The organism is Paenibacillus chibensis (genome assembly GCF_004001045.1).
GTDB classification, from domain to species: Bacteria; Bacillota; Bacilli; order Paenibacillales; family Paenibacillaceae; genus Paenibacillus_AQ; species Paenibacillus_AQ chibensis.
This window is the reverse complement of the sequence record NZ_BIMK01000003.1, coordinates 225,664-252,021: the sequence shown is the minus strand read 5'-3', so window position 1 is coordinate 252,021 and position 26,358 is coordinate 225,664. Positions and strand designations below refer to the sequence as shown.

General features: G+C 53.0%; 23 protein-coding genes. 19 read left to right on the top strand and 4 right to left on the bottom strand.

The window, feature by feature from the left end; genetic code table 11:
- The first annotated feature begins 63 nt into the window (after positions 1–63).
- The 3 genes from araD to PCH05_RS03495 are packed head-to-tail and all read left to right on the top strand — an operon-like array spanning position 64 to position 3,661.
- Positions 64–762: an L-ribulose-5-phosphate 4-epimerase gene (gene araD, locus PCH05_RS03505; RefSeq protein ID WP_127600709.1), complete on the top strand. Its 699-nt coding sequence runs from the start codon at positions 64–66 to the stop codon at positions 760–762.
- Between the two features lie 52 nt (positions 763–814).
- Positions 815–2,485 carry a ribulokinase gene (locus PCH05_RS03500; protein ID WP_127600707.1) on the top strand — a complete coding sequence of 557 codons (1,671 nt, stop codon included), beginning with the start codon at positions 815–817 and terminating at the stop codon, positions 2,483–2,485.
- Positions 2,486–2,533: 48 nt separating this feature from the next.
- The gene (locus tag PCH05_RS03495) at positions 2,534–3,661 is read left to right on the top strand and encodes a sn-glycerol-1-phosphate dehydrogenase (RefSeq protein ID WP_127600705.1); all 1,128 of its coding nucleotides are present in this window, start codon (positions 2,534–2,536) and stop codon (positions 3,659–3,661) included.
- A gap of 111 nt (positions 3,662–3,772) precedes the next feature.
- Here the strand turns inward: PCH05_RS03495 and PCH05_RS03490 are convergent, their stop codons facing one another.
- On the bottom strand, positions 3,773–4,690 hold the full coding sequence (locus PCH05_RS03490; protein WP_127600703.1) for an ArsR/SmtB family transcription factor: 918 nt from the start codon (positions 4,688–4,690) through the stop codon (positions 3,773–3,775).
- A 379-nt stretch (positions 4,691–5,069) separates the two neighbouring features.
- Here PCH05_RS03490 and arfA point away from each other — a divergent pair, with 379 nt between their 5' ends.
- The 11 genes from arfA to PCH05_RS03435 all read left to right on the top strand — a co-directional run bounded on the left by arfA (position 5,070) and on the right by PCH05_RS03435 (position 18,641).
- Complete coding sequence (gene arfA / locus PCH05_RS03485) at positions 5,070–6,596, top strand: arabinosylfuranosidase ArfA (RefSeq protein WP_127600701.1); 1,527 nt, start codon at positions 5,070–5,072, stop codon at positions 6,594–6,596.
- 24 nt (positions 6,597–6,620) lie between these two features.
- Positions 6,621–7,955 carry an ABC transporter substrate-binding protein gene (locus PCH05_RS03480; protein ID WP_127600699.1) on the top strand — a complete coding sequence of 445 codons (1,335 nt, stop codon included), beginning with the start codon at positions 6,621–6,623 and terminating at the stop codon, positions 7,953–7,955.
- Positions 7,956–8,029: 74 nt separating this feature from the next.
- A complete protein-coding gene (locus PCH05_RS03475) occupies positions 8,030–8,923 on the top strand; it encodes a carbohydrate ABC transporter permease (protein WP_127600697.1) in 894 nt (297 codons plus the stop codon).
- A gap of 3 nt (positions 8,924–8,926) precedes the next feature.
- A complete protein-coding gene (locus tag PCH05_RS03470) occupies positions 8,927–9,760 on the top strand; it encodes a carbohydrate ABC transporter permease (RefSeq protein ID WP_127600695.1) in 834 nt (277 codons plus the stop codon).
- 55 nt (positions 9,761–9,815) lie between these two features.
- Entirely contained in the window at positions 9,816–11,297 is a 1,482-nt protein-coding gene (locus PCH05_RS03465) for an alpha-N-arabinofuranosidase (RefSeq protein WP_127600693.1), read from the top strand.
- A 12-nt stretch (positions 11,298–11,309) separates the two neighbouring features.
- Positions 11,310–11,567: a DUF6171 family protein gene (locus tag PCH05_RS03460; RefSeq protein WP_127600691.1), complete on the top strand. Its 258-nt coding sequence runs from the start codon at positions 11,310–11,312 to the stop codon at positions 11,565–11,567.
- Between the two features lie 67 nt (positions 11,568–11,634).
- Complete coding sequence (locus tag PCH05_RS03455; protein ID WP_174806219.1) at positions 11,635–12,618, top strand: glycoside hydrolase family 43 protein; 984 nt, start codon at positions 11,635–11,637, stop codon at positions 12,616–12,618.
- Between the two features lie 187 nt (positions 12,619–12,805).
- Positions 12,806–13,675 (top strand): DUF72 domain-containing protein, encoded by an 870-nt coding sequence (locus PCH05_RS03450; protein ID WP_127600689.1) that lies wholly within the window; start codon positions 12,806–12,808, stop codon positions 13,673–13,675.
- Between the two features lie 265 nt (positions 13,676–13,940).
- Positions 13,941–16,817 carry a 2-oxoglutarate dehydrogenase E1 component gene (locus tag PCH05_RS03445; protein WP_127600687.1) on the top strand — a complete coding sequence of 959 codons (2,877 nt, stop codon included), beginning with the start codon at positions 13,941–13,943 and terminating at the stop codon, positions 16,815–16,817.
- Between the two features lie 6 nt (positions 16,818–16,823).
- On the top strand, positions 16,824–18,074 hold the full coding sequence (odhB, locus tag PCH05_RS03440; protein WP_127600685.1) for a 2-oxoglutarate dehydrogenase complex dihydrolipoyllysine-residue succinyltransferase: 1,251 nt from the start codon (positions 16,824–16,826) through the stop codon (positions 18,072–18,074).
- 180 nt (positions 18,075–18,254) lie between these two features.
- The gene (locus tag PCH05_RS03435; protein WP_127600683.1) at positions 18,255–18,641 is read left to right on the top strand and encodes a rhodanese-like domain-containing protein; all 387 of its coding nucleotides are present in this window, start codon (positions 18,255–18,257) and stop codon (positions 18,639–18,641) included.
- 129 nt (positions 18,642–18,770) lie between these two features.
- Here PCH05_RS03435 and PCH05_RS03430 read toward each other — a convergent pair whose 3' ends face one another.
- Positions 18,771–19,856: an LCP family protein gene (locus PCH05_RS03430; RefSeq protein ID WP_127600681.1), complete on the bottom strand. Its 1,086-nt coding sequence runs from the start codon at positions 19,854–19,856 to the stop codon at positions 18,771–18,773.
- Positions 19,857–20,093: 237 nt separating this feature from the next.
- Entirely contained in the window at positions 20,094–20,252 is a 159-nt protein-coding gene (locus PCH05_RS27140; RefSeq protein ID WP_164766521.1) for a hypothetical protein, read from the bottom strand.
- A 127-nt stretch (positions 20,253–20,379) separates the two neighbouring features.
- On the opposite strand from PCH05_RS27140, the gene PCH05_RS03425 reads away from it, so the two are divergent.
- Both PCH05_RS03425 and PCH05_RS03420 read left to right on the top strand, forming a co-directional pair.
- The gene (locus PCH05_RS03425) at positions 20,380–21,003 is read left to right on the top strand and encodes an NUDIX hydrolase (protein ID WP_371860507.1); all 624 of its coding nucleotides are present in this window, start codon (positions 20,380–20,382) and stop codon (positions 21,001–21,003) included.
- A 180-nt stretch (positions 21,004–21,183) separates the two neighbouring features.
- Positions 21,184–22,122, top strand: a complete 939-nt coding sequence (locus PCH05_RS03420) for an AEC family transporter (RefSeq protein ID WP_127600679.1) — start codon at positions 21,184–21,186, stop codon at positions 22,120–22,122.
- Between the two features lie 6 nt (positions 22,123–22,128).
- Here the strand turns inward: PCH05_RS03420 and PCH05_RS03415 are convergent, their stop codons facing one another.
- A complete protein-coding gene (locus tag PCH05_RS03415; RefSeq protein ID WP_246049336.1) occupies positions 22,129–23,223 on the bottom strand; it encodes an FAD:protein FMN transferase in 1,095 nt (364 codons plus the stop codon).
- Positions 23,224–23,461: 238 nt separating this feature from the next.
- On the opposite strand from PCH05_RS03415, the gene PCH05_RS03410 reads away from it, so the two are divergent.
- From PCH05_RS03410 to recQ, 3 genes are all read left to right on the top strand, one after another.
- Positions 23,462–23,758, top strand: coding sequence for a DUF6509 family protein (locus PCH05_RS03410; RefSeq protein WP_127600677.1), 297 nt, complete (start codon positions 23,462–23,464; stop codon positions 23,756–23,758).
- Positions 23,755–24,291, top strand: coding sequence for a hypothetical protein (locus tag PCH05_RS03405; protein ID WP_127600675.1), 537 nt, complete (start codon positions 23,755–23,757; stop codon positions 24,289–24,291). Before PCH05_RS03410 ends, PCH05_RS03405 begins: the two co-directional genes overlap by 4 nt.
- Before the next feature lie 206 nt (positions 24,292–24,497).
- A complete protein-coding gene (gene recQ / locus PCH05_RS03400; RefSeq protein ID WP_127600673.1) occupies positions 24,498–26,357 on the top strand; it encodes a DNA helicase RecQ in 1,860 nt (619 codons plus the stop codon).
- The last annotated feature ends 1 nt before the right edge of the window (position 26,358 follow it).

Sequence of the window (26,358 nt, the reverse complement as noted above, 5' to 3'; positions counted from 1 at the left end):
CCTTTGTGGACTCTGATCGTCTGGCTTGTACGTACAATTTATTCTTGGGAAGGATGTGCTATCATGCTGGAAGTTTTAAAGCAGCAAGTGCTGGAGGCTAATTTAGCTTTGCCGAGGCATGGGCTGGTCACCTTTACATGGGGGAACGTCAGCGGCATTGACCGGGAAAAGGGACTGTTTGTGATTAAACCGAGCGGCGTGCCGTATGAGGATTTAAAGGCTGAAGACATGGTGGTGGTGGATCTGGAAGGTAAAGTGGTCGAGGGTGATCTGCGGCCATCCTCCGATACGCCCACGCATATGGTGTTGTATCGTTCCTTTCCGGATATCGGCGGGGTTGTACATACCCATTCGCCGTGGGGAACCAGCTGGGCGCAAGCCGGGCGGTCGCTTCCGGCTTCAGGCACGACCCATGCGGACTATTTTTACGGTGAAATCCCGGTTACCCGCCCGATGACGAAAGTGGAGATTGAAGGCGCGTACGAACTGGAGACCGGTCATGTCATTGTGGAACGGTTTCACGAGCTGGGACTGGATCCGGTGCAGGTTCCGGGGGTTCTGGTTCATGCCCATGCGCCTTTCGTATGGGGGAGCGATGCCCATCAAGCGGTTCATAACGCGGTCGTACTCGAGGAAGTGGCCAAAATTACCGCTCGGATGCTCCAGTTGAATCCGGACAGTCAGCCGATGGACCAAGTCTTGTTGGACCGGCATTTTCTGCGCAAGCACGGTGCGAACGCCTATTACGGTCAAAAGTCTTAAAATGGAATGTCTGTCATCATACTCGCAACTTGCGATTCATGGAGGGATTCATATGAGCACGAAGTACACGATCGGCGTAGACTACGGGACACAATCCGGGCGCGCCGTCCTGGTGGATTTGTCTAACGGACGGGAAGTGGCGGACCATGTCACCCCGTATCCGCATCATGTCATCGATGAACGCCTGCCGGGTTCGGGGAAGAAACTCGAGCATGACTGGGCGCTGCAGCATCCGGATGATTATCTGGAGGTGCTGCGGCAGTCGGTGCCTGCCGTCGTCCGCGAATCCGGCATTGACCCGTCGGACATCATCGGCATCGGCATCGACTTTACGGCCTGCACCATGCTTCCGGTGGATGCGCATGGCGTGCCGCTGTGCCTGAAGCCGGAGCTGCAGGATCATCCCCACAGCTGGGTAAAGCTGTGGAAGCATCATGCGGCTCAGCCCGAAGCGGATCTCATCAACAAGATTGCCGAGGAGCGCGGCGAAGCTTTTCTTCCGCGGTACGGCGGCAAGATCTCATCGGAATGGATGATCGCCAAAGTGTGGCAGATTCTGAACGAAGCGCCGGAGATCTACGATCGGACGGATCTGTTCCTGGAGGCGACCGATTGGGTCATTTCGCAAATGACCGGAAGGATCGTCCGCAACAGCTGTACCGCAGGGTATAAAGCAATTTGGCACAAGAAAGAAGGCTACCCGGACAAGGCGTTTTTCAAGGCGCTTGATCCGAGGCTCGAATCTCTGACCGAGACCAAGCTGCGCGGGGATGTAATTCCGCTTGGAACGAATGCGGGCGGGCTGACGGAGCCGATGGCGGCAATGATGGGTCTGAAGCCCGGAATTGCTGTCGCTGTGGGTAACGTGGATGCGCATGCGGCGGTTCCGGCCGTAGGCGTGGTCTCCCCGGGCAAGCTCGTGATGGCCATGGGGACATCCATCTGCCATATGCTGCTCGGCACGGAAGAGAAGCAGGTTGAGGGAATGTGCGGCGTCGTGGAAGACGGCATCATCCCGGGACTGTTCGGCTATGAGGCAGGGCAGTCGGCGGTAGGTGATATTTTTGAATGGTATGTCGAGGAAGCGCTTCCGGCTTACGTCAGGGATGCGGCTGCAAGTGAGGGCCTTGGAGTTCATGCGTGGCTGGAGAAGGAAGCGGCGCTTTATCATCCGGGCGAAACCGGACTGCTGGCGCTCGATTGGTGGAACGGGAATCGTTCGGTGCTTGTCGATACAAACCTGACGGGCGTGATACTGGGCATGACGCTGCTGACAAAGCCACAGGAGATTTACCGGGCCTTATTGGAAGCGACTGCTTTCGGTACGCGCAAAATCGTGGATGCCTTTCATTCGAGCGGCGTGAGCGTGGATGCGCTGTATGCATGCGGGGGATTGCCACAGAAGAACAGGCTGCTCATGCAGATTTATGCGGATGTAACAGGCCGCGAGATATTCGTGGCCGACTCGAAGCAGACGCCGGCACTGGGTGCGGCGATCTTTGCAGCCGTAGCGGCAGGCGAAGAAGCAGGTGGATACGACACGGTCATTGCTGCAGCCGAGAAGATGGCGAGGGTGAAGGAAGAGACCTTTAAGCCCATTCCGGAAAACGTTGAAATCTACGAGCGCCTGTATCAGGAATACAATCTGCTGCATGATTATTTCGGACGGGGCGCGAATGACGTGATGAAACGGCTGAAAAGCATGAAAAAGTCGGTTGAATGATTGCCGGTGTCACCTTTGCAAAAGGATAAAACTTAAGGAGGGATCAGCATGACCAAGAGCTTGGAGGAACGGGCTTTGGAACGTGTGATACTGGAAAAGGGAGCGATCGGCCAAGTCGCTTCCTACCTTCAGGACAAAGGTTACCGGAAGATCATCCTCGCGGCCGACGCTCACACGTATGAGGCTTGCGGCAGACTGCTGGAGCACAAGCTGCAGGGAAGCGGCGTTGAAACGGATCTTTGCCTCATTGAACCCGGAACCGCGGGCGATGTCGTCGCAGACGGCGAGTCGATCTTGCAGCTGATGCTTCATGTTCATCCTGAACTTACGGATGCTTTGATAGCTGTCGGCTCAGGAACCATTCATGATATTGTCCGTTTTGCCGGCTATAAAACGGGTAAGCCGTTTATCTCCGTGCCGACGGCTCCGTCTGTGGACGGCTTTACTTCCAAAGGTGCTCCTCTCATTGTCCGCGGCGCCAAGAAGACGTTTCCTGCCTCAGCGCCGACGGCGATTTTTGCCGATCTGGACATCTTAATGCAGGCTCCGCAGCGGCTGGTCGCCGCCGGATTCGGGGATATGCTTGGCAAGTATACGTCGCTCTTTGATTGGAAGTTTTCACACTTGACCGCGGGTGAACCTTATCAGGATCAAGCGGCGGCCATGACCGAGAAGGCGCTGCGCTCCTGCGTAGAGCATGTGGATGAGATCGGTCAGCGGACAGAGGAGGGAATCCGCATACTCATGACCGCCCTGATTGAATCAGGCGTGGCCATGCTGCTGTTCGGTCAGTCCCATCCGGCTTCCGGCGCGGAGCACCATCTTTCGCATTATTGGGAAATGGAGTATTTGCGCCGGGGCAGCCGGGCACTGCTGCACGGAGCCAAGGTTGGGGTCGCCTGCGCGGAAATTTCACGCGTGTATCATGAAGCGGCAGAGCGTGGAATCTATCCGGGAGGGGAGCCTTCAGCTTTACGGCAGTATGGGGCCGAGGTGCGGGAGTGGCTGAAAGAGGTGCCTTCCGAGGCTGAGATTCGTTCCCTGCTGCAGCGCGCGGGCGGGCCAGCAAGCCGGGAGGAGCTCGGAATCGATGCTGAGCTGTTCGAACGAAGCCTGCGGGAAGCCCATCTGGTGCGTGACCGCCATACGCTGCTGCGTGCGTTGAATGAGGCTTGAGAGCAGCCGCAGGGGCGGGTAAATGGCCACATGGGACCGAGCATGACAGCGCATTAAAAAACCTGAAGCATGGAATTCATGCTTCAGGTCCTTAAACTTGCAGCGCGCGGGTTAGCCTTCTTTCACGTCGTACAGTACCCGGGCCAATAAATCCTGGCTGTAATTGCCGAAGTTTTTGCCGAAGATGGTGAGGCCTCTTTTATTTTCAGATTGTTCCGTGACCGCAATCCGGAAGGTAATTTCGCTTTTATAATCCAGATGAATCTGATCCAGGGTAACGTCCGATATGCGGCATCCGTCGATAAAACTGCCCTCGTTATTGATCCGGATCAGCTTCAGCATACCATATTGGTTCAGATGCGGCGGCCACCAATCAGGGTTGAAGGTGCCTCGGGCATCCCCGAAATCACCGGGACTGGTCCAGAAGCCGATCTCGATACCATTGACGTAGAAATAAATATCCGACGGATAGTTGTCGCAAAATCCGGGAGCCTCGGAGCCGAGTTCCATCGAAAACTGAATTTCGCGGAATGCCTGGTTCGGCTTAAGATAGTTGGGAATCCGGTATTCCAGGAACCCTTCCGTCAGCCAAATGATTTCCGCGTCGATCCGCTGGGGATCGGCGAAATAACGGGGATCGTCAAAGTCGCCTACGATGCTGTCCTTGGTCGCCAGGCCGCAGGTAGGGAGTGCCTGATAGTTGCTGTAATGGCCCACCTGGATCTCCACTTCATATAAATTCTTCACGTCTCTGCTGCGCAGGTCCACCATGAGCTTGTCTTTATTGAGGTAACAAATCTTTTGAATACCATGTTTGCCGACGCTTGTGTTGATTTCAATCAGACCGCTTTCTTCCAGCTTTTTAATATGCATTGTGATGGCTCCATTACTGAGGCCCAGCTTGCCAGCAAGGTCATTGAGATTGAGCGCCTGATTTTTGGCAAGCAGCTCCAGAATCTGAATTCTGATTTCGGAGCTTAGTGCTTTAAAAATATCGATACCGCTCATTAAATCTTTAATGTAGATCATATCCGTTAGCCCTCTTCCGACAGGTAATGAGTAACTTTTAAACTTTTGTTTTAGATAAGTATAAACTAATGGCTGTTCGAAAGATAGTATAGAGTCAATATTTGATAAATGGGAATAAAAAATACTCAGAAAAATATGAAATAAAGCGTTTTATTTTAGAATTGTTTTCAATTATCTCCGTATTCTTACTCGAAATCCTCGACAAATCAAGACATTAATCTTTGTTAAGAATATTAATTTCATAAAAACATAAAAAGATTTAAATATTTATATTTACATCCAAATCCCCGTATGTTATTTTATACCTGTAAGCGTATTCATTTAGATTAACATAAAATATTTCTGAATAATCTGAAATAATGTGAGGAGGATACAAACAATGTCATCCGCAGCACCGAAGGCAAGGGTTATCGCAGACAAGTCCTTCAAAATCTCAGAAATTGATAAGCGCATTTATGGATCTTTTATCGAACATTTGGGGCGGGCAGTATACGGAGGGATTTATGAGCCTTCGCATCCGACCGCAGACAGCCTGGGATTCAGGGAAGACGTGAAACAGTTGGTCCGGGAGCTTGGGGTTCCCATTATCCGCTATCCTGGAGGCAATTTTGTGTCAGGCTATAACTGGGAAGACGGGGTAGGTCCCGTCGACCAGCGTCCGAAGCGCTTGGAGCTGGCTTGGCGGACCACAGAGCCGAACGAAGTCGGAACGAATGAGTTCATGCAGTGGGCAAAGGATGCCGGCTCCGAGGTAATGATGGCGGTCAACCTGGGAACCCGGGGTGTGGATGCGGCGAGAAACCTGCTTGAATACTGCAATCATACTTCCGGAAGCTACTACAGCGATCTGCGCCGCAGTCACGGGTACGAACAGCCCCACCGCGTGAAGACCTGGTGCCTCGGCAATGAGATGGACGGTCCATGGCAGATCGGGCAGAAAACACCGGTCGAATACGGCAGGCTCGCTTATGAAACCGCCAAGGCCATGCGTCTGGTGGATCCGGATATCGAGCTAGTATCCTGCGGAAGCTCCAGTACCGGAATGCCGACCTTTCCCGAATGGGAAGCGATCACACTCGATCACACCTACGACGTTGCCGATTACATATCCCTGCACCAATATTACGGCAACCGGGACGGCGATTCGGCGAATTATCTGGCACGGACGATGGACATGGATCACTTTATCAAGACGGTCACCGCGACCTGCGATTACATCAAGGCCAAGAAACGCAGCAAGAAAACGATGTACCTCAGCTTTGATGAATGGAATGTCTGGTACCACTCAAACGAGGCGGACTCGAAAATTGAGCCATGGAGCGTCGGACCCGCGCAGCTGGAGGATATCTACACGTTCGAGGATGCGCTCCTCGTCGGCGGCATGCTGATCACGCTGATCCGCCACGCCGACCGCGTCAAAATGGCCTGCTTGGCCCAGTTGGTCAATGTGATTGCACCGATCATGACAGAAGCTGGGGGGCGTGCCTGGAAGCAAACGATCTTCTATCCGTACCTTCACGCTTCAATATATGGACGCGGTGTCTCACTGCAGCCAATTATCGATTCGCCAAAATATGATGCCCAGGATTACACGGATGTTCCCTATCTGGACAGCGCCATCGTTTTTAACGAAGCGGAGGAAGAACTGACGATCTTTGCACTGAACCGCCACCTGACCGAGGCACTGGATTTCGAATGCGATGTTCGCAGCTTCGCCGGTTATGAGCTGGTTGAGCATATCGTGCTTGCGCACGAGGACTTGAAAGCGGTGAACACCGCCGCGGAGGAAAAGGTCAAACCTCATTCCCAGGGAGGGGCGGAATGCCGGGACGGAATGCTTCATGCCCGCTTATCCAAGGCTTCCTGGAATGTTATACGTTTGAAAAAGGCGAATGCCGACAAATAACGAAGCGAAGCGGGAGGGTCAAGAATGAAGAGAAAATGGTTGGTTATGATGCTGGTGCTCACGATGACGACGCTGCTCTTTGGATGCGGAAGCAAGTCTTCCTCTTCCTCCAAGGGGGAAAGCTCGGTGCTGGATGCCGGGGCGGGGGAAAACGCGACGGAATTATCTTACTGGACATTTGTAGAGCTGCACGGACAGCATTTCGAGAAAATGCTTGAAAAATGGAACGCGGCAAATCCAGACCGCCAGATCAAGCTGAACGTAACCGTGATGCCTTACGACGATATGCACAACAAGCTGTCGATCGCTGTCCAGACCGGCGTAGGCGCTCCGGATATCGCGGACATTGAGCTTGGCAAATTCCCGGATTTCCTTAAAGGGACGCCGCAGCTGGTACCGCTGAATGATGTCATCGATCCCTATCGGGACACCATTGTCAAATCCAGAATCGACCTGTACAGCAAGGATGGGCAAAACTACGGAATTCCGACCCATGTAGGCGCATCAGTTGCGTTTTACAACACGGAGATTCTAAAAGAAGCAGGCGTTGACTACAAAAGCATCGTGACTTGGGAAGATTTCAAACAGGCAGGCATTAAGGTTCACGAGAAAACAGGTAAATATATGGGAACCGCCGATACAAGCGCAACATGGCAAGTTTCCCAGCTGTTGGCGCAGCAAGGTACGGATCTGACCGATGATAACGGCAACCCGATTGTAAACTCCGAAGCGATGGTCAAAGCGCTTAAGCTGTTGAAGGACCTGCAGGATAACGATGTCATCGCCACGATTGCCGGCGGTCAGCCGGATACCGAGGAAGCATACGGAGAATTCAACTCTGGCAATTATGCAACCGCATTTATGCCTTTATGGCAGATGTCCCGTTATACCAACTACATGGCCGATCTTTCCGGGAAAATCGCTATAGCCCCTATCCCCGTCATGGAGAAAGGCATGCCAAGATCCGTAGGCGGTGGCGGTACAGGCACGGTCGTGACGAAAACCGCGAAGGATGTGCAGCTGGCTAAGGACTTCCTGGCTTTTGCCAAACTGTCCCTGGATGCCAACAAGGAAATTTGGAACACGCTCGGCTTCGACCCGGTCAACATGGACGTGTGGGATATGAAAGACGTGACGCATAATCCGGAAAACAAATTCGTGAAATATTTCATCAATAATCCGTTTGACGTGCTGAATGAAATCAAGAACGAAATTAAGCTCATCAAATCCACACCCGCCAGTCCGACGATCAATAACGTGCTCTGCACGGTGACCTTGAACGAAATCTTCGAAGATGGCAAGGACATCAAAAAAGCGCTTGACGATGCCCAGGCGCAAATCGAGCAGGAATTAAAATAAGCCGTTCACGGTGCCAAAACTCGAGAGAGCTGCTCAGCGTAGGAGCAGCTCTCTTTCCAAAGGGGTAGGAGACTATGATCAAAAGGTTTCTCTATTCACAAAAGGTCGCTCCTTATGTGTTTGTATTGCCTTTCATTCTCGTTTTTCTTGTTTTCTGGGTATATCCGCTCGGCAGTTCGCTCAGCATGAGCTTTCAAAAAGTGACGCTTGGCCAGGATGCGCAGTGGATCGGACTGGATAACTATACGAAGCTCATGGGCGACAAGACCTTTTTCAAAGCGGTCGCCAACAGTGCGGTGTACATGGTGCTCACCCTGCTTATTCTGATTCCTTTTCCCATGCTGTTCGCCGTTCTGATCAACAATAAATTCATGTGGGGGCGGGAATTTTTCAAATCCTCCTTCTTTTTCCCGGCACTAACTTCGGTGGTGGTCGCGGGAACGATTTTCCGCCTGATGTTCGGGGAAATGGAAGGATCGATGATCAACAGCATCCTGGGCATTTTCGGCATCGAGCCGATGAAGTTTTTGAAAGGCCAGGTGACCGGCTACATCGCCTTGGTTGCGCTGGCAACCTGGAGATGGACCGGGGTTAATATGCTTTATTTTCTGTCGGGACTGAAAAATATTCCGGATGATTATTATGAAGCCGCTTCGATCGACGGGGCATCGGCATGGCAGAAGTTCACGCGGATCACAATGCCGCTCCTGAAGCCGACAACGATCTATGTCCTGACGATCAGCATCTATGCGGGACTGGCCATGTTTATTGAGAGCATGATGCTCTGGAACGGCAACAACTCGCCCAAAAATATCGGCCTCACCATCGTCGGCTACCTGTACCGGCAGGGCATCGAGAAGAACAACCTGGGTTATGCGGCGGCTGTCGGTATTGTGCTGCTTGCGATTACCATGATCATTAACCTGTCCCAGCTGGCATTCTCCGGCATGTTTAAGAAGGAGGATTAATCCATGAAAAAAGAGCTGATGGCCAAAATCGTCCTTTTCCTATTTTTTGCGGTGGTTTGCCTGCTGATCCTGATTCCGTTTTATGCGGTCACGATCGCATCCTTCAAACCGGGCGGGGACCTGATCCGGTACGGCCTGAATCTGCGGTTTGATCTGTCGGTCATGAGCTTCGATAACTTTGCTTATTTGTTCACCGGAGATCACGCCTACTTCACGTGGTTTTTTAATTCATTGTTCTTGACGGTCGTGCAGGTGGTCCTGACGCTCCTTGTCAGCGCGACGGTTGCTTATGGCTTTTCGGCATACGAGTTTAAGGGGAAGAACATTCTTTTTATATGCGTGCTGCTCATCATGATGGTACCGTTTGAAATTCTGCTGCTGCCACTGTACACGCTCATATTCAATATTGGTTTAATGAACTCGTATTCCGCGATTATTTTGCCAGGGGTCGCGAGCGCCGCCACGATCTTTTTCTTCAGGCAGTATCTTAGCGGCATTCCCAAGGAGATCATCTCGGCGGGCCGGGTGGACGGCGCTTCCGAATACGGCATATATATTCGGCTGATCTTGCCGGTGATGAAGCCGTCGTTTGCGGCCATGGCGATTCTGAACGGAATGAACAGCTGGAACAACTTTCTTTGGCCCTTTATGGTCCTCAGCGACGACAAAAAGTACACGCTGCCCATCGGACTCAAGACGCTGCTTACGCCGTACGGCAATAACTATGACCTTCTCATTGTGGGCTCTTTCTTTTCGATTATTCCGATTTTCATTCTGTTCGTTGCGTTCCAGAAATATTTTATCGACGGCATGACGGCTGGCGCGGTGAAGGGCTAGGCAGATGCAGGAGCACTATTGGGAAATTACCAACCTAGAGAGCGAGGAATAGAAAATGATCAACATGCAGATCGATACGAAGCAGACTAAAGGAACAATCAGCCGGTATATATATGGTCAGTTCGCCGAACACCTTGGCCGGTGCGTCTATGAAGGCATCTGGGTGGGAGAGGATTCGCCCATTCCGAATACGGAAGGCTACCGAAATGACGTACTCGAAGCGCTCCGCAAAATAAACATCCCCGTGCTGCGGTGGCCGGGGGGCTGCTTCGCGGACGAGTACCACTGGATGGACGGCATCGGTCCCCGATCGCGGCGCGCCCGCATGATTAATACCCATTGGGGAGGTGTGGAAGAAAACAATCATTTCGGTACGCATGAATTTTTGCGTCTGTGTGAGCTGCTGGACACGGAGCCGTATATCAGCGGAAATGTGGGCAGCGGCACGGTACGGGAAATGCAGCAGTGGGTCGAATACATGACCTTTGACGGGGAATCCCCGATGGCGGCCATGCGGAAGGAGAACGGACGCGAACAGCCGTGGAAGCTGCCTTTCTTCGGCGTCGGCAACGAAAACTGGGGCTGCGGCGGCAATATGAGACCGGAATATTACGCGGATCTGTACCGGCACTATTCGACCTATGTCCGAAATTATGGCGGCAACCGCGTTTACAAAATCGCCTGTGGACCCAATACCGCAGACTACCACTGGACTGAGGTGCTGATGCGCGAAGCGGCGGGGCTGATGGACGGACTGAGCTTGCATTACTATACGCTCCCGACGGGGAATTGGGCTGGCAATAAAGGCTCCGCAACCGAATTCGGGATCGACGAGTGGTTCTCGACGCTGAAGAATACGCAGTATATGGAGGAACTTATCGTTAAGCACTCCAGAATCATGGATAAATACGATCCCGAAGGCCGGGTCGGACTGATCGTTGATGAATGGGGCGGCTGGTATGATGTCGAGCCGGGCACCAATCCGGGCTTCCTCTACCAGCAAAATACACTCCGTGATGCGCTCATCGCCGGCATTAACCTCAACATTTTCCATAATTACAGCCAACGGGTGAAAATGGCCAACATCGCCCAAGTCGTCAACGTGCTGCAGGCCATGGTGCTGACCGAAGGAGACCGGATGCTGCTGACCCCGACCTACCATGTTTTTGACATGTTTAAGGTACATCAGGATGCCGAACGGCTGGAGGTATCCTTCGAAAGCCCGGATTACAAGCATGGGGCCGAGAAGATTCCGCAGCTAAGCGCGTCGGCATCGGTCGATGCCGTAGGTGTTATTCACCTGTCCGTCTGCAACCTTCACCATGCGGAGACGGCATCCATCCGCTGCTGTTTGAATGGAGCGGAAGGCAAGCAGGTCACGGGTTCCCTGCTGACTCATTCCTCGCTGAACGCCCACAATACGTTCGGCAATCCCGATGAAGTGGCGCCTGTGCCGTTTACGGGTGCCCGGATGGAAGCGGGCGAGCTGGTTCTGAAGCTTCCACCTGCGTCGGTTGTCGTTCTGTCCATTGTTTAGGTGGACACGATGATGCAGCGACAGACCGGTTGCAAAGGCTGCACGGAAACTGTTCATATCACGCCGGACAAACTTCAAACGCTGATAGACATCGCCACCCGCGGCAGAGAAGCGGCGGCGGATGAAGTGTATGCGCAGCGAATGGAACAATGCGGGGACTGTCCGGATTTACAATACGGCACGACCTGTCGTTATTGCGGTTGCCTGGTAGCTGTTAAAGCCCGTTTGCGGGATTCCGCATGCCCGTATCCGGGACATCCCCGCTGGTAGAAAAGCGGGAGCCGATAAACTGACGAATGCGTTCAGCATAATGGATGAGACATAAAGGAGAACAAGCATGGAGATAAATCAGAAGGAATACCATAACCCTATCGTATGGCAGCGAGCCGATCCGTGGGTGTATAAGCACAGCGATAACTACTATTATTTTACGGCATCCGTGCCGGAGTACGACCGGATCGAAATCCGGAGATCTTTGACGCTGCAGGGACTCGGCGAGGCACAGGCAGTCGTGGCATGGCGCAAATATGAGAGCGGGCCGCTCAGCGCGAATATATGGGCTCCGGAGCTTCATTATATAGAAGGAAAATGGTACATCTATTTTGCGGCTGCCCGGACGACCGAAACGAAAGAAGGGCTGTTCGACCACCGCATGTATGTGCTTGAAAACGATTCGGCTAACCCGCTTGAAGGTCATTGGGTGGAGAAAGGCCAGGTCCGGACGAAGTGGGAATCTTTCGCGCTGGATGCGACGACCTTTGAACACCGGGGTGCCCGCTATTATGTGTGGGCCCAGAAGGACCCGGATATCGAAGGCAATTCGAATCTGTACATTTCCCGCATGAGTAATCCATGGACGCTGGCGGGAGAGCAGGCGATGATCTCGACACCGGAATACCCTTGGGAAGTGATCGGGTTTAAGGTGAATGAAGGAGCTGCGGTTCTGAAGCGTGGCGGCCGTATCTTTATCAGCTACTCGGCAAGCGCCACGGATCATCATTACTGCATGGGATTGCTGCAAGCGGATGAGAACGCCGACCTGCTTGATCCGGCCTCCTGGACCAAGTCGGCGGAGCCCGTATTCCAGACCTCGGAGGAGAACGGGCAGTACGGGCCGGGACATAACAGCTTTACCGTGTCGGAGGACGGGGAGGATGTCATCGTGTACCACGCCCGAAACTATAAAGATATTACTGGCGATCCGCTCTATGATCCCAACCGGCACACGAGAGCCCAGACGTTCACTTGGAGCAAGGACGGAATGCCGAATTTCGGCAAGCCGGTCCGGGATGCATCCGACGCTGCGGCCGTGAAAGATTAACCATTCTAATTAGGAAGAAGCTCGCCGTGAAAACGGCGGGCTTTTTTTGGTGCGCAAAAATTATTCCATCATTTCTGATCGGTTTGGGCTTCCGGGGTTTAAAGGGTATTATAGAGAGAAGGAAAGTTATTGGACGAAAAGAGTTGGTCATACTAAGAGATGATGGGGACGATTGCCATTGAAACGTATGGATGAGGAACAAAGGAAAGTCTTTGTCGGCCTTTCGGGCTGGGGAGACCATGACGATATTTATCCCAAGGGGACCAAAGCCGCGGACAAGCTGAAGGTATACGGGGGCCATTTTCCAATCGTGGAGCTCGACAGCTCCTTTTATGCCATACCTTCGCCGGAACGGATGCAGAAATGGTGCGAGCAAACGCCGGAAGACTTCGGCTTTATCGTAAAAGCCTATCAGGGAATGACGGGACATGCCCGCGGAAAAATCCCCTTTCCGGACACGAAAGCGATGTTCAAGGCATTCCGCGAGTCTGCTCAGGCGATGAAAGAAGCGGGTAAGCTGAAGGCCGTGCTGTTCCAGTATCCTCCCTGGTTCGGCTGCGAACGGAAGAACGTCGAAATTTTGCGCCGGACGCGGGAATGGATGGACGGATTTTCGCTGGCGCTCGAATTCCGGCATCGAAGCTGGTTTGACGAAAGCATGGTAGACAAGACGCTTGACTTTATGCGGGAGGAAGGGTGGATCCATTCCATTTGCGATGAACCGCAGGCCGGAGAAGGCTCCATTCCGACCATTCTGAAACCGACCCGGGAGGATTGCACGCTTGTCCGTCTTCACGGCCGGAACGCATCCGGCTGGCATTCCAGCGGTCAGCCCAATTGGCGGGAGGTAAGGTATTTATATCGGTACAATGAACATGAACTTCTGGAATGGAAGCGCAACATCGATAAATTGCTTGAATCGACGCGCAACTGCTGGGTCATTTTCAACAATAATTCAGGCGGCGATGCGGCGGACAATGCTATTCAGCTGATGAATTTGTTGAATTTGGACGTTCCGGAGATGCCGCCGGATCAATTATCGCTTTTTTCGGAGTGACTTGTCAGTATTGCCATATCGGATTTCATGAAAGATGTGGTTTTGTCCTGATTGATCTGTTTTTTAGATCATAACTATATTAAATGGTTATTTCAGGTATGGAGATGTTTTGTTTATAATAGAAATTGAGCCGCTTACATTTTACAGTGACGGCTTCCAAGAATCTTGTTTTCAGATTTCCGTCCAACGCATAGAAGAATGGTCCGGTAGGGTTACTCATTCTATATGACTATTAAAAAATCAAGGCGGAGGTATCACTTTAGCGATGATAACCAATAAGAAAGACACACAAACGCAGGGAGCCTGGGAAAATTACTATGGCCCCAACCTGGGATATGTTCAGGAGCAATACGAACGGTACGTAAAGGATCCGGAGTCTGTGGATGAAACGTTCCGCAAGGTGTTCCAGCTGTGGGGAGCGCCTCCGATGGCGCAAGCGGAGCTGACACCGGTGAACACGGCTTCCGGCAGCGCGGCTTTGGACAGCAATATGCTGAAGAAGGGCGTTGACGCCGGCAAGCTGGTATGGAACATTCGTGCTTACGGCCATTTGGCTGCAGACATCGATCCGCTCGGCATCATACCGAAGCCGGATACGCGCGTACTTGAACCTGAACAATACGGACTCAGCCAGTCCGATTTGTCGGCTTTTCCTGCATCCCTGATCTGGGACGGGGCGCCTGAGAATGTCAGAACCGGTTGGGAAGCCATCCAGAAGCTGCGTCAAACATATACAGGAACAATTGCTTATGAATTTAGCCATGTGCACGACACCGAAGAGCGCGTATGGCTGAATCGTCATGTCGAGAGCGGCATTTTCCCGGCTCCGCTGAGCGAAACGGAAAAAGTAAACCTGCTTGAGCGTCTGATCGAGGTTGAGCAGTTTGAGGAGTTCCTGCATCGTACGTTCGTCGGGCAGAAGCGCTTCTCGATTGAAGGAAACGACGTGCTGGTTCCGATGCTGGATGAACTCGTGCGCAGCATGGCCGACGAAGGCTCGGAGCATATTCTCATGGGGATGGCCCACCGCGGACGTTTGAACGTGTTGGCCCATGTACTCGGCAAGCCTTATGATAAAATCTTCTCCGAATTCCATCATTCGCCGAACAAAAAGCTGTTCCCTTCGGAAGGTTCCATGGGAATCAACTTCGGCTGGACCGGTGACGTTAAATACCATCTGGGCGCCAAGCGCGTCCTGAAAGACGGCAGCGTCGTGCAAACCCGGGTTACGCTCGCGAACAACCCGAGTCACCTTGAGTTCGTCAATCCGGTGGTGGAAGGCTTTGCCCGTGCAGCGCAAGAAGACCGCACGGTGCCTGGTTATCCGAAGCAGGATGTAAACAAGGCGGCAACGGTTCTGATTCACGGGGACTCCGCGTTCCCTGGCGAAGGCATCGTAGCGGAAACGCTGAACTTCAACAAGCTTCCGGGCTTCCAAAACGGCGGCACGATCCACATCATTGCCAACAACAACATCGGCTTCACGACGGAAAGCCGGGATTCCCGTTCCACCCATTATGCCAGTGACCTGGCAAAGGGATATGAAATTCCGATTGTCCATGTGAACGCGGATGATCCTGAAGCATGTATCGCAGCGATCCGGTTGGCATGCGAATACCGCAATAAATTCAAAAAGGACTTCCTGATCGACCTGGTCGGCTACCGCCGCTACGGTCATAATGAGACGGATGATCCGGATACAACGCAGCCGCTCATTTACGATAAAGTGAAGAGCCACCCGCGTGTAGCAAGCATTTATGCGGATGTGCTGAACCAGAAAGGCCTGCTCAGCAAAGAACAGTCCGGTCAGCTGTTGGCGCAAGTGCAAGGCCGCATGAAGGAAGCTTACGAAAAGATCAAGGATCAGGAACAGGAGCCTGCAAGTTCCCATCAGCAGACGCCTGCCGAAGACCGGATCAAGGAGATCAAAACGGGCGTGCCTTTGAATGCGCTCCGCGAGATCAACGCCGATCTGCTCAAGCGTCCGGAAGGCTTCAATGTGTATCCGAAGCTGCAGCGGATTCTGGAGCGCCGCGAAACGGCGCTGAACGAAGGCGAGAAGGTCGATTGGAGTCTGGCGGAAACCCTGGCATTTGCCAGCATCGTTGCCGACGGCAAGCCGATCCGCATTACAGGCCAGGATGCCGAACGCGCAACGTTCGCACACCGCAACCTGGTGCTGCATGACACGAAGAATGGATCGACGTTCTGTCCGATTCATGAGATTCCGCAAGCCAAGGCTTCCTTTGCGATTTATAACAGCCCATTGTCCGAAGCTTCCGTGCTCGGATTCGAATATGGTTACAACGTATACTCCCCGGAAACACTCGTGATCTGGGAAGCGCAATTCGGCGATTTCGCCAACTGTGCACAGGTCATTACCGACCAGTTCATTTCGGCTGGACGTTCGAAGTGGGGACAAAAATCCAGTCTGGTAATGCTCCTTCCTCACGGGTATGAAGGACAGGGACCTGAGCACTCCAGCGCTCGTCTGGAACGTTTTCTACAGCTTGGCGGCGAAGAGAACTTTACCGTCGTCAATCTGACGAGCGCAGCCCAGTATTTCCATTTGCTCCGCCGTCAGGCTGCGTTGACCGAAAGCGAAGACGCACGTCCACTGATCGTGATGTCGCCGAAGAGCCTCATCCGCAACCCGCGCGTGGCTTCCGGCGGTCAGCTGCTCAGCGAAGGGCGTTTCGAACGCGTCCTGGAACAGCCGGGCCTCGGTGACAAGCCTGAGAAAGTGGAACGCCTGATTCTCTGCAGCGGCAAAATCGCTGTCGAGCTTGAGGAAGCGCTGGATAAAGAAGAAGGCTCGAAGGATTGGATGCATATCCTCCGTGTCGAGCAGCTGTATCCGTTCCCTGAGCAGGAGATACGCGAGATCATCGCTCGCTATACGAACTTGAAAGAAATGCTGTGGGTGCAGGAAGAACCGGAAAACATGGGTGCTTGGCGCTACATCGAGCCTCATCTCCGCAAACTGGCACCTCAAGGAACGCCTGTTAACTATAACGGACGTCCGGAACGTTCGAGTACGGCCAGCGGCTTCCAGCAGATCCACAGCTTTGAACAACAGCAAATCGTATCTACGGCATTGAACCAAAAATCTATTAAGCATAACATCGCACTGGGGAGGTAGCAGGCAGTGAGCGAAATTACAGTACCGGCAATGGGTGAATCCATTACAGAAGGAACTATTTATAAGTGGCATGTTAACGAAGGGGATGCAGTTAACCAGGGGGATGTTCTCCTGGAGCTGGAAACGGACAAGGTTAACATTGAAATCAGTGCCGAGGCTTCCGGCGTGATCGAGAAAATCTTGAAAAACGACGGCGACACCGTCCAAATCGGCGAAGTCATCGGCAGAATCTCTGCCGGCGGTGAAGCTGCTGCGGCAAGCGCGCCAGCCAAAACAGAGCCGAAAGCCGAAGAAAAAGCGGCACCGGCGCCTGCTCCGGCTGCGCCAAGTGCACCTGCACCAGCTGAGCCTGGGAAAGAAGGAGAGTCTTATCTTGCGGCTTCTCCTGCAGCCCGCAAGCTGGCTCGCGAGCAAGGCATCGATCTGGAACAAGTGAACCGTGATCCGAAGGGACGCATCTTCCAGGACAACGTGAAGAATCATACGGAAGCACCTGCACCGCGCCCATCGGCACCTGCACCGGCTGCTGCACCGGCCGAAGTGAGCCAGCCAGGCAAACCGGCTGAACGCACGCGCATGTCCCGCCGTCGCGCGACGATCGCGAAACGTCTGGTTGAAGCGCAGCATACCGCTGCGATGCTGACAACCTTCAATGAAGTGGATATGACCGCGATCATGGACGTACGCAAACGCCGCAAGGATGCGTTCAAAGAGAAACACGAGGTGGGTCTCGGCTTCATGTCCTTCTTCACGAAGGCTGTTGTCGGCGCACTGAAGAAGTTCCCTCATCTGAATGCCGAAATCGATGGTGAAGACATCATCGTGAAGAAATACTATGATATCGGTATTGCCGTATCCGCGAAGGAAGGCCTGGTCGTTCCTGTCGTACGTGACGCGGATCGTCTGAGCTTTGCCGACATCGAGAAGGAAATCGCGTCGCTGGCTTCCAAAGCGCGCAGCAACTCTCTCGCCTTGTCTGAGCTTCAGGGAGGCACGTTCACGATTACGAACGGTGGTACCTTCGGCTCGCTGATGTCCACGCCGATCCTGAATGCGCCGCAAGTAGGTATTCTCGGCATGCACAAAATCCAGCTCCGCCCGGTTGCGATTGATGCGGAACGTTCGGAGAACCGTCCGATGATGTACATTGCCTTGTCTTACGACCACCGGATCGTAGACGGCAGCGAAGCTGTCCGCTTCCTCGTAACAGTGAAGGAGCTTCTGGAAGATCCGGAATCCCTCCTGCTTGAAGGCTAATGAAACGATAGTATACGATAGGCCGAACCGTGAATCTTACGGTTCGGCCTTTTTTTGGTTATGAGTAAAACATCCGCATCCGTTGACTTTTCTGAAGGTGTGACTTATGCTATCTATATACCCATGGGGGTATTTATAATCGGTATAGATCTTACAGAACCAGAAAAGGGGAAGCGAATCATGAATTCTTCAACGATATTTTATATGGTGCTGGCACTCTTCGTCGTGTGGATGCTGTACCGCATGTTTGCACCCGTCAAAGGGCTTATACAGCTTCGGGACGAGCCTTTCCGCAAGAAGATGGAGCAGTCCAAGCGCAAGCGGCTGATTGATGTACGGGAGGCTCATGAGTTCAAGGCAGGGCATATACCGGGCGCCGTGAATATTCCGTTATCCCAGATAGGCGGACGCTTGTCCGAGATTTCCAAGGACGGGGATGTGTTCGTATACTGTCAAAGCGGCATGAGAAGCAAGCAGGCTGCTAAAATGCTGCTGAAGAACGGTTTTCCGGAGATCAACAACCTGATGGGCGGCATTTCTTCATGGTCAGGAAAGCGAGTCCGTTAAATCAAGTCCGTATCCGCAGGATCGGCACGATCAATTGCCGGAACCTAAACAGCATCCTGGAGCTCTAATTGGAGCTCCAGGATGCTGTTTTTAGATATCAATACGGTTCCGATTCATAGTAAGTTCTTGTTATTGCCCTGCCGCATTGGCGTTATCGTCCATCGCAGGCTGCATCAGCTGGTCCACAGGGGTGTTGCTATCATGCCAGTTGCCAATGAGGTCATGGATATAGGCGACATCCTTCTCATCCGGATCATAATACCAGATGGAATCCCGCATGGCACCTGTCCCTTTGAGCATATAATTGCTGAACGTAGGCATGCTGCCTTCATAGAACGATTTGGCCAGATCAATGATGAGACTGGAATTCATATTTGTTTTGAAGTTACTGCCGGCGACCTTCATCAGGTCCGGAATTTTCGTAATATTTTTAATCTCGAGCGCTCTGGCCATGACGGCATCGATCAGAACGCGGTGTCTCATGGTCCGGTTAAAATCCGAATCCTCACGGTAGCGCGCATAGCTTAGCGCGTCCTCTCCGTCGTATATCGGCTTGTTCGGCTCGATCCGCAGCTTCTCATGGATCTTCTGCTTGTTCTCAATCACCTTCGTGATGGGCAGATGGACGCCGCCAAGCGTGTCCACGACATCCTTCAAGCCTTGAAAGTTGATGGTGGCATAGTAATCGACGTTATGGCCAACCAGATTTTCGACCGTATCCACACTGCGTTTGATGCCTCCACGTGCATACGCGGCATTGATCTTGCTTTTCTTGTTTTCTTCGGCGATTTCGGTGTATGTATCGCGCGGTATGGAGATGAGCAGAATTTTCCCGTCCTTGGGCCGAACGACGGAATAAATGATCGTATCGGAGCGGCCGGGTTCATTTTTTCGCTCATCCGTTCCGAGCAGAAGAATCGAGAACGGCTCTTCCGCTTTTTCCGGCTTGACGGCTTCGTCCATATTGGCGTTATTCGCATTATTATTCGTATCTTCAATTTCCTGGTACGATTCATCCAGCGTCTTCGCCACGCTCTTTTTCATGAACGCGTCAAAGGCGAACAAAACGACCTGCTTTCTGAAAAGATATCCGGCACCTGCAAGGAGCAGCAGGCAGACGAGCGTGATGAGCAGCCAGGTTTTCCTGCGCTTCTTTGACCGTTGTTTTCTCCTGTTGCGCGGGCGTGTAAGCCTTTGCACTTCTTGGTTCTCCATCTGAATCTCCTGTTCGGATTACGTTGTTTTGGTCCAGCGGATGGACGTGAATTTACAAAATTTTCTTTCACTATTAAACTATTTTATAGTATTCTCTTAAAAAAAATCAACATAAGGGGTCATAGCCTTCATCAAGTTCCGATAGATTTCGCACCCGGACAAGACAAAAGACGACTTTACTGTCGTCTTTTCGAATGAGCCGTATGGGATTATATATAAAGTGGGACGATTTCGGTTCTAGTAGAGGGCAAGGGCTTGCTGTCTGTCGTTCAGACGCTCCAGCTTGCGGATGATTTCCTTTTGCCATTTCAAATCATTCAGCTGCTTTGCGAGATTCAGAAGATCCAAATAATCGTCAACCCGCATTTCTGTGCATTGCGCCGATTTGTTCACCATGCTCGTCGACTCCTTAACCGTTGGTGTAAATTGCTTATCTGAAATGTATTGTATCATAAACTCATTCTCAATGATAATCTTTCTCATTAATTTTTTTTTAAAAAAATGTTGTGGAGGGAATAAGCCTATGATGGATGCACCGCTCAAATGGCTGAATTGGGCCAAACAGATTCAAGGGATTGCCCAGACGGGCTTGGCTTATACCAAGGATGTATATGACAAGGAGCGTTATGAGCAGCTCCGGGCGCTCAGCCTGGAAATTATGGAGCAGTATACGGACGTGGAGAGCGGCAAGCTCGCGAATCTCTTTGCAGGCGAATACGGCTATGCGACGCCCAAAGTGGATATCCGCGGCGTTGTGGTAAAGGATGGCAGGATGCTCATGGTGAGGGAGAAGGAAGAAGGCGAATGGTCACTGCCCGGCGGTTGGGCGGATCTGCTGCTGTCCCCGTCGGAAATCGCGGTGAAGGAAGTAAGGGAAGAATCCGGGTATGAGGTAAAGGCGCTGCGCCTGCTGGCCGTGTTGGACAACCATAAGCATAATCCTCCAGCCCCGTACCATGCGTACAAAATGTTCGTTCACTGCGAAATTACCGGCGGAACGGCGCAGGAGGGTGTCGAGACCAGCGGCGTACAGTTTTTTGGCGAACATGAACTGCCGCAGCTATCCAGGAACCGAAACACGGAGGAGCAGGTGCGGCTGATGTTTGAGCTGCTGCGAAGCCCGGAGCGAATTCCGGTCATGGATTAGAGCCTAGGGTTTGGAAAAGGACTGCTGCCTGCTGGCGGCAGTTTTTTGTTTCGGTCTTTTCTGTATGGGGGTACGCCTATAAGTTGATAGAAATTAACTGTTGGACGGAATCGGGGAGGTTAGGTAGTATGGTAGCAGCATTCTGATCAGGTTAAGTACTGAACCGGAGGTTGTTCATCCATGTTATCTACGTTTATTCATACCTTGTATCAGGTATTTCTGCCCATATCGCTGCCCGTCATCGGCGGGGCGCTTATCAAACGGTTCAAATCCATCGAAACCAAGCCGCTTTCCACGCTGTCGCTGTATCTGCTCAGTCCGGCCCTCATTTTTGAGACGCTGATGCATGCAGATGTTTCCTACGGGGATGTGACGCAAACGGTCATGTTCACCGTCTTGAATATGCTTCTCTTGTGGGGGCTTGCGGCCCTGCTCGGCAAAACGCTGCTCCTGCCCGCAGCCGAACGCGCAGGACTTACGCTCGTCGCTCTGTTCACGAACTGCGTGAACTACGGCTTGCCGCTCGTGCTGCTTGCTTTCGGTCAGGCGGGTCTGGATAAGGCGTCGGTGTACGTCATTTTGCAGATCATCATCGTGAACACGATCGGCGTTTATTTTGCGGCACGCTCTCATTTTTCCATGAAACAGGCCGTGCTCTCGATCTTCAAGCTCCCGTCGGTATACGCGGCCGCGCTTGCAATCCTTCTTCGGACCAGCGGTGTGCTGCTGCCGCCAAGCTTGGAGGAGGGCGTGTCGATGGTCTCGGGAGCCTATTCCTCGGTTGCCCTGTTCATATTGGGGGCGCAGATGGTTAGCGTGAACGCGGGGAGCAGAGGAAGAGCGGTTTATACTGCCGCATCGCAAAAAGCCTTTTATGCCGGGATGGCGCTCCGGCTCGTGCTTTCGCCACTGGCATCCGCGCTTCTGCTGCTGATCATCGGCATTCACGGCACGCTGTTTAACGTGATCCTGATCCTCAGCTCCATGCCGGCCGCGGTCAATGCCGTCATCCTGGCCGAGCAGTTCGATGCCGCACCGAAGATCGTTACCCGCTGCATTTTATGGACGACGCTGGCTTCCTTCCTCGTGCTTCCTCTCCTGATCGGCGTTCTCTCTTAACACGGCTCACGGGGAGCTGACCGTATATTCCGGATTCGTGAAATGGATATGATCTTTGAGCCCCGATGTTTCATAGATCCGGTTGTCATCGGTGATGAAAAAGGCATCGACCCCATGCTGCCGCTCAATGAATTTCATGCCTTCCGCAAGCCCCATGATAAAGACGGCGGTGGACAGCGCGTCGGCATCCGTCGCCGAGTCGGAGACGAGGGTAACGCTTTTCAGCCCGCTTCGGCTTGGGTAGCCTGTCCGCGGATCGAGTATATGATGGTATTTGACGCCATTTTCTATAAAAAAGCGTTCATAGACGCCGGACGAGTCAATCGTTTTGCTCTGAATTTGCACATTGCCAAGCGAAGTGCCGCGGGTCTGATCCGGATCCTGCAGACCGATATTCCAGCTCTGGCCGCCCGGCTTGCTTCCGAGTGCAATAATGCTGCTGCCGCCAAGATTGATGATCGCGCTGTCTACCTGCTGGGAAGTGAGGTAAGCGGCGATGCGGTCGGCAGCATAACCCTTGCCGATTCCTCCGAGATCAAGCGCCATGCCCGGACGGGTCAGCTGAATGGTCCGCTTGTCGGGGTTCAAGACGACATCCTGATAACCGACAAGACTCATGGCCTTGGCAAGCTCGGGCTTGGCAGGCACATGGGCTCCTTCGTTGCCGATATTCCAGAGACTGACCAGGGGGCCAATCGAAGGGTCGTACAGGCCGCCGGTTTGGACGGCGTAATCAAGCGCTTTTGTCACCACGTCGAACGTGTCCTGCGATACGGGAACCGCTGCCCTGCCTGCGGCTTGGTTGACCTGGTAGATCTCACTGCCCTCAAGCGTCCTGCTGAGCTTGCGGTCCATGCGATCCAGCAAGCCCTTGATTTCCGCAAGCTGCCCGGGATTGGCATGTTCTCCGTACAGCTTGACGTTGACGACGGTATCGAAAATAATATAGGTTTCCGATATAGGCTTCACGGGGGCAGCCTCGGCTTTGGGCGGTTTGTGACTTCCCCCTTGTAAAAAAGGGCTGTTCGAGGCTAAGTAAGCCGCGCCGATAACCGCCACGGCTGCCATGGCAAGCCATAACGCAATCCTTTTTCGTTTCATCTTCCATCCCTCCAAAGCAGTGTGTCCGCTGGATCTTTTTCTATGGTTCCATCATATCCGCAGGGTGGGGGAAGACGCTGTGCCATTCCTCATGCGAGGTTATTTAATTTTTCCTGGGGAATCTTATGCGCCAAAAGCCCAAAAGCGTGAATGTTTAGTCTCTGGTCTGTTAGAATAAGGAGAGTGGCGAATTTGGCCAACAGAAACGATGATCATGAAATGTTGAAAGGATGACAGCATGCTGACGATTACGGAATACCAGGTGGAGCATATTAAGGACCCGTTCCGCATATTGACGGGCAAACGATATGAGTTCAAATTGGATGTGGAAGTACCGGAGGATGACGAGCTGTACTCCGAGAACGGGCTGTATGTCCGGGCGATCTACAGTGTGCAGGAGGAAGGCGGAAGCCTTGTGAAATACGACCTGTACGAAAAAACGACGGATCAATATCTGGACTTTGATCTGGAAGACGATGAGGTACAGCAGATCGAGGCATTCTGCCGCGAGCATGCAGGAGAGGCCGAGGAATGAAACGGAGCGTGACGACCGTGCCGTTCGGCTTTGAACCGTCCCCGGAGAAGTACAGAGGCACGCTGATTTATTACGACGCCTTCGAAGATACGACCGATGAGGAGCTGGACAACGCGGCAAAAATGGCGGAAGAGCGCAGTTTCTCGACATTCGTGCTGTACCCGCTGCATGAAGAAACGGCCAAACGGATGCTGAAGTATCCGGTTTCGGCCTATTACAAGCGGGAGCGTGAACTGGAGAACTGGAAAGAGGAGCGGGGCTCAGGAGCCTATATCGAAGGCTTCGAGGCCAAACGGAAGAAATACACGCCGATGGATACGGCCCTGCGCCATTTGACGGATAAATTTCCTGCGCCGCATTTTCTTTACTTGACTCCGGAGATGGCCAATTTATTTGCTTCCTATTCCTCGTTCCCGGAATGGATTACCAAGCTGAGGCTGGTTCTGGCGGCTAAGCCGGAGCATGTGCACCCGCTGCTGGAGAAATACCGGAGCCGCTGGAACATGGCGGGTGAACAGGAAGAAGAAGCGTGAATAACTCTATACCGGAAAGCAGCCGGCAGTTTATATGCCGGCTTTTTGCGCTTCCGGAGCCCTTTTCCCAAACATATACATGCGGTTGCTCATTCCGGCAAAGCCCGTTAAACTTAAAAGGAAGCAATTTTTGAAATAAACGGACTTCAGAGCAATGCTCCACTTGGGGTGATTTCAAATAGATTTCGTTAGGAGTTCTTGAATCGATGAGTGTAGAAATGATGACGCTGGAACGGGCGCAGCAGCTGCTGCAAACCTATTATGGCTATCCGGATTTCCGGGAAGGGCAGAAAAGAATCGTCCTCAGTCTGCTGGAAGGCAACGACACGCTAGGGATTATGCCGACGGGCGGAGGCAAGTCCATCTGCTATCAGATACCGGCCCTGATGCTGCCTGGATTGACGCTGGTCGTCTCGCCCCTGATCTCGCTGATGAAGGATCAGGTGGATGCGCTGACGGCGGCGGGCATCTCCGCAGCGTATATCAACAGCACGCTGACCGGCAAGGAAGTGAACGAGCGGATCCGGGCCGCGAAGCGCGGGGATCTGAAGCTTCTGTATGTGGCGCCGGAGCGGCTAGAAGTGGATTGGTTCAGAGATGAAATGAGCGCGCTCTCCATTTCGTGCGTGGCGGTGGATGAAGCCCACTGCGTGTCCCAGTGGGGGCATGATTTCCGGACAAGCTACCTGTCGGTGGCACCATTCGTGGAAAGTCTGCCGCAGCGGCCGATACTCGCCGCATTTACGGCCACGGCCACGCCTGAGGTTACGGGGGATATGGTTCGCCTGCTCCGGCTGGAGCAGCCGGAAGTGTTCGTCACCGGGCTGAGCCGCGATAATCTGGCGATGTCGGTGCTGCGCGGCGAGAATAAACGCGAGTTCGTGATTAAATACGCCGCGGAACATGCGCAGGAGCCGGGGATCATTTATGCCGCGACGCGCAAGGACGTGGACGACTTGTATGAACGCCTGCGCAGCGCAGGGATTGCGTCCGGACGGTATCATGCGGGCATGAGCGATGAGGAGCGGGCGGCAAGCCAGGAAGCCTTTTTGTACGATGATATCCGGGTGATGGTCGCGACCAATGCGTTCGGCATGGGCATTGATAAATCCAATGTACGCTATGTCATTCACTTCAACATGCCGAAAAACATGGAAGCATATATCCAGGAAGCCGGACGTGCGGGCCGCGACGGCGAGCCCAGCCAGTGCATCCTGCTCTTCGGCGCTCAGGACATCATTACGCAGAAGTTTCTGATCGAACAGAATCCGCAGGATTCGGACCGGAAGGCGAATGATTACCGCAAGCTGCAGCAGATGGTCGATTATTGTTATACGACCAAATGCCTGCGCAGCGCGATGCTGGACTATTTCGGCGAGGAGCATCAGGATCAGCCTTGCGGCATTTGCAGTTCCTGCACCGATGATCGCGAGCAGGTGGACATGACGATCGATGCGCAGAAAATATTTTCCTGCATCCATCGCATGCGCGAGCGTTTTGGCGTGTCAATGGTTGCGGCGGTCCTGAAAGGCTCGCGCAATAAAAAGGTGCTGCAGTACGGCTTTGACGATCTATCGACGTATGGCGCGATGTCGGATCGGACGGAGAAAGAGATTTCGGAAATCATCAACGTCATGGCTTCGGAAGGGTACCTGATGCTATCGGAAGGCCAGTATCCCGTGCTGAAGCTGCAGCCGCTCGCGGCCGAGGTACTCAAAGGGCAGCGCAGCGTCATGCAGCGCATGCCCGCCAAGTCCGCAGAGAGTCCGGCAGGACGTGCCGGCGGCTCGCGGAAGCATGATTATTCGCAATCGGCTGTTAACGAAACGGTATTCGAGCAGCTGCGCTTGATCCGCCGTGAGCTTGCGGGCAAAGAACATGTGCCTTCCTATATTATTTTCAATGACGCGACGCTGCGGGAGATGAGCGTGGTATGCCCGCAGACGGAACATGACATGCTGAATGTAAAAGGTGTCGGCGAAGTGAAATTCCGCAAATACGGCAAACCGTTCCTCGATTTTTTCAAGGATATGGGCGGTGACCGCTTTGAAGGCGATTATGAATAAC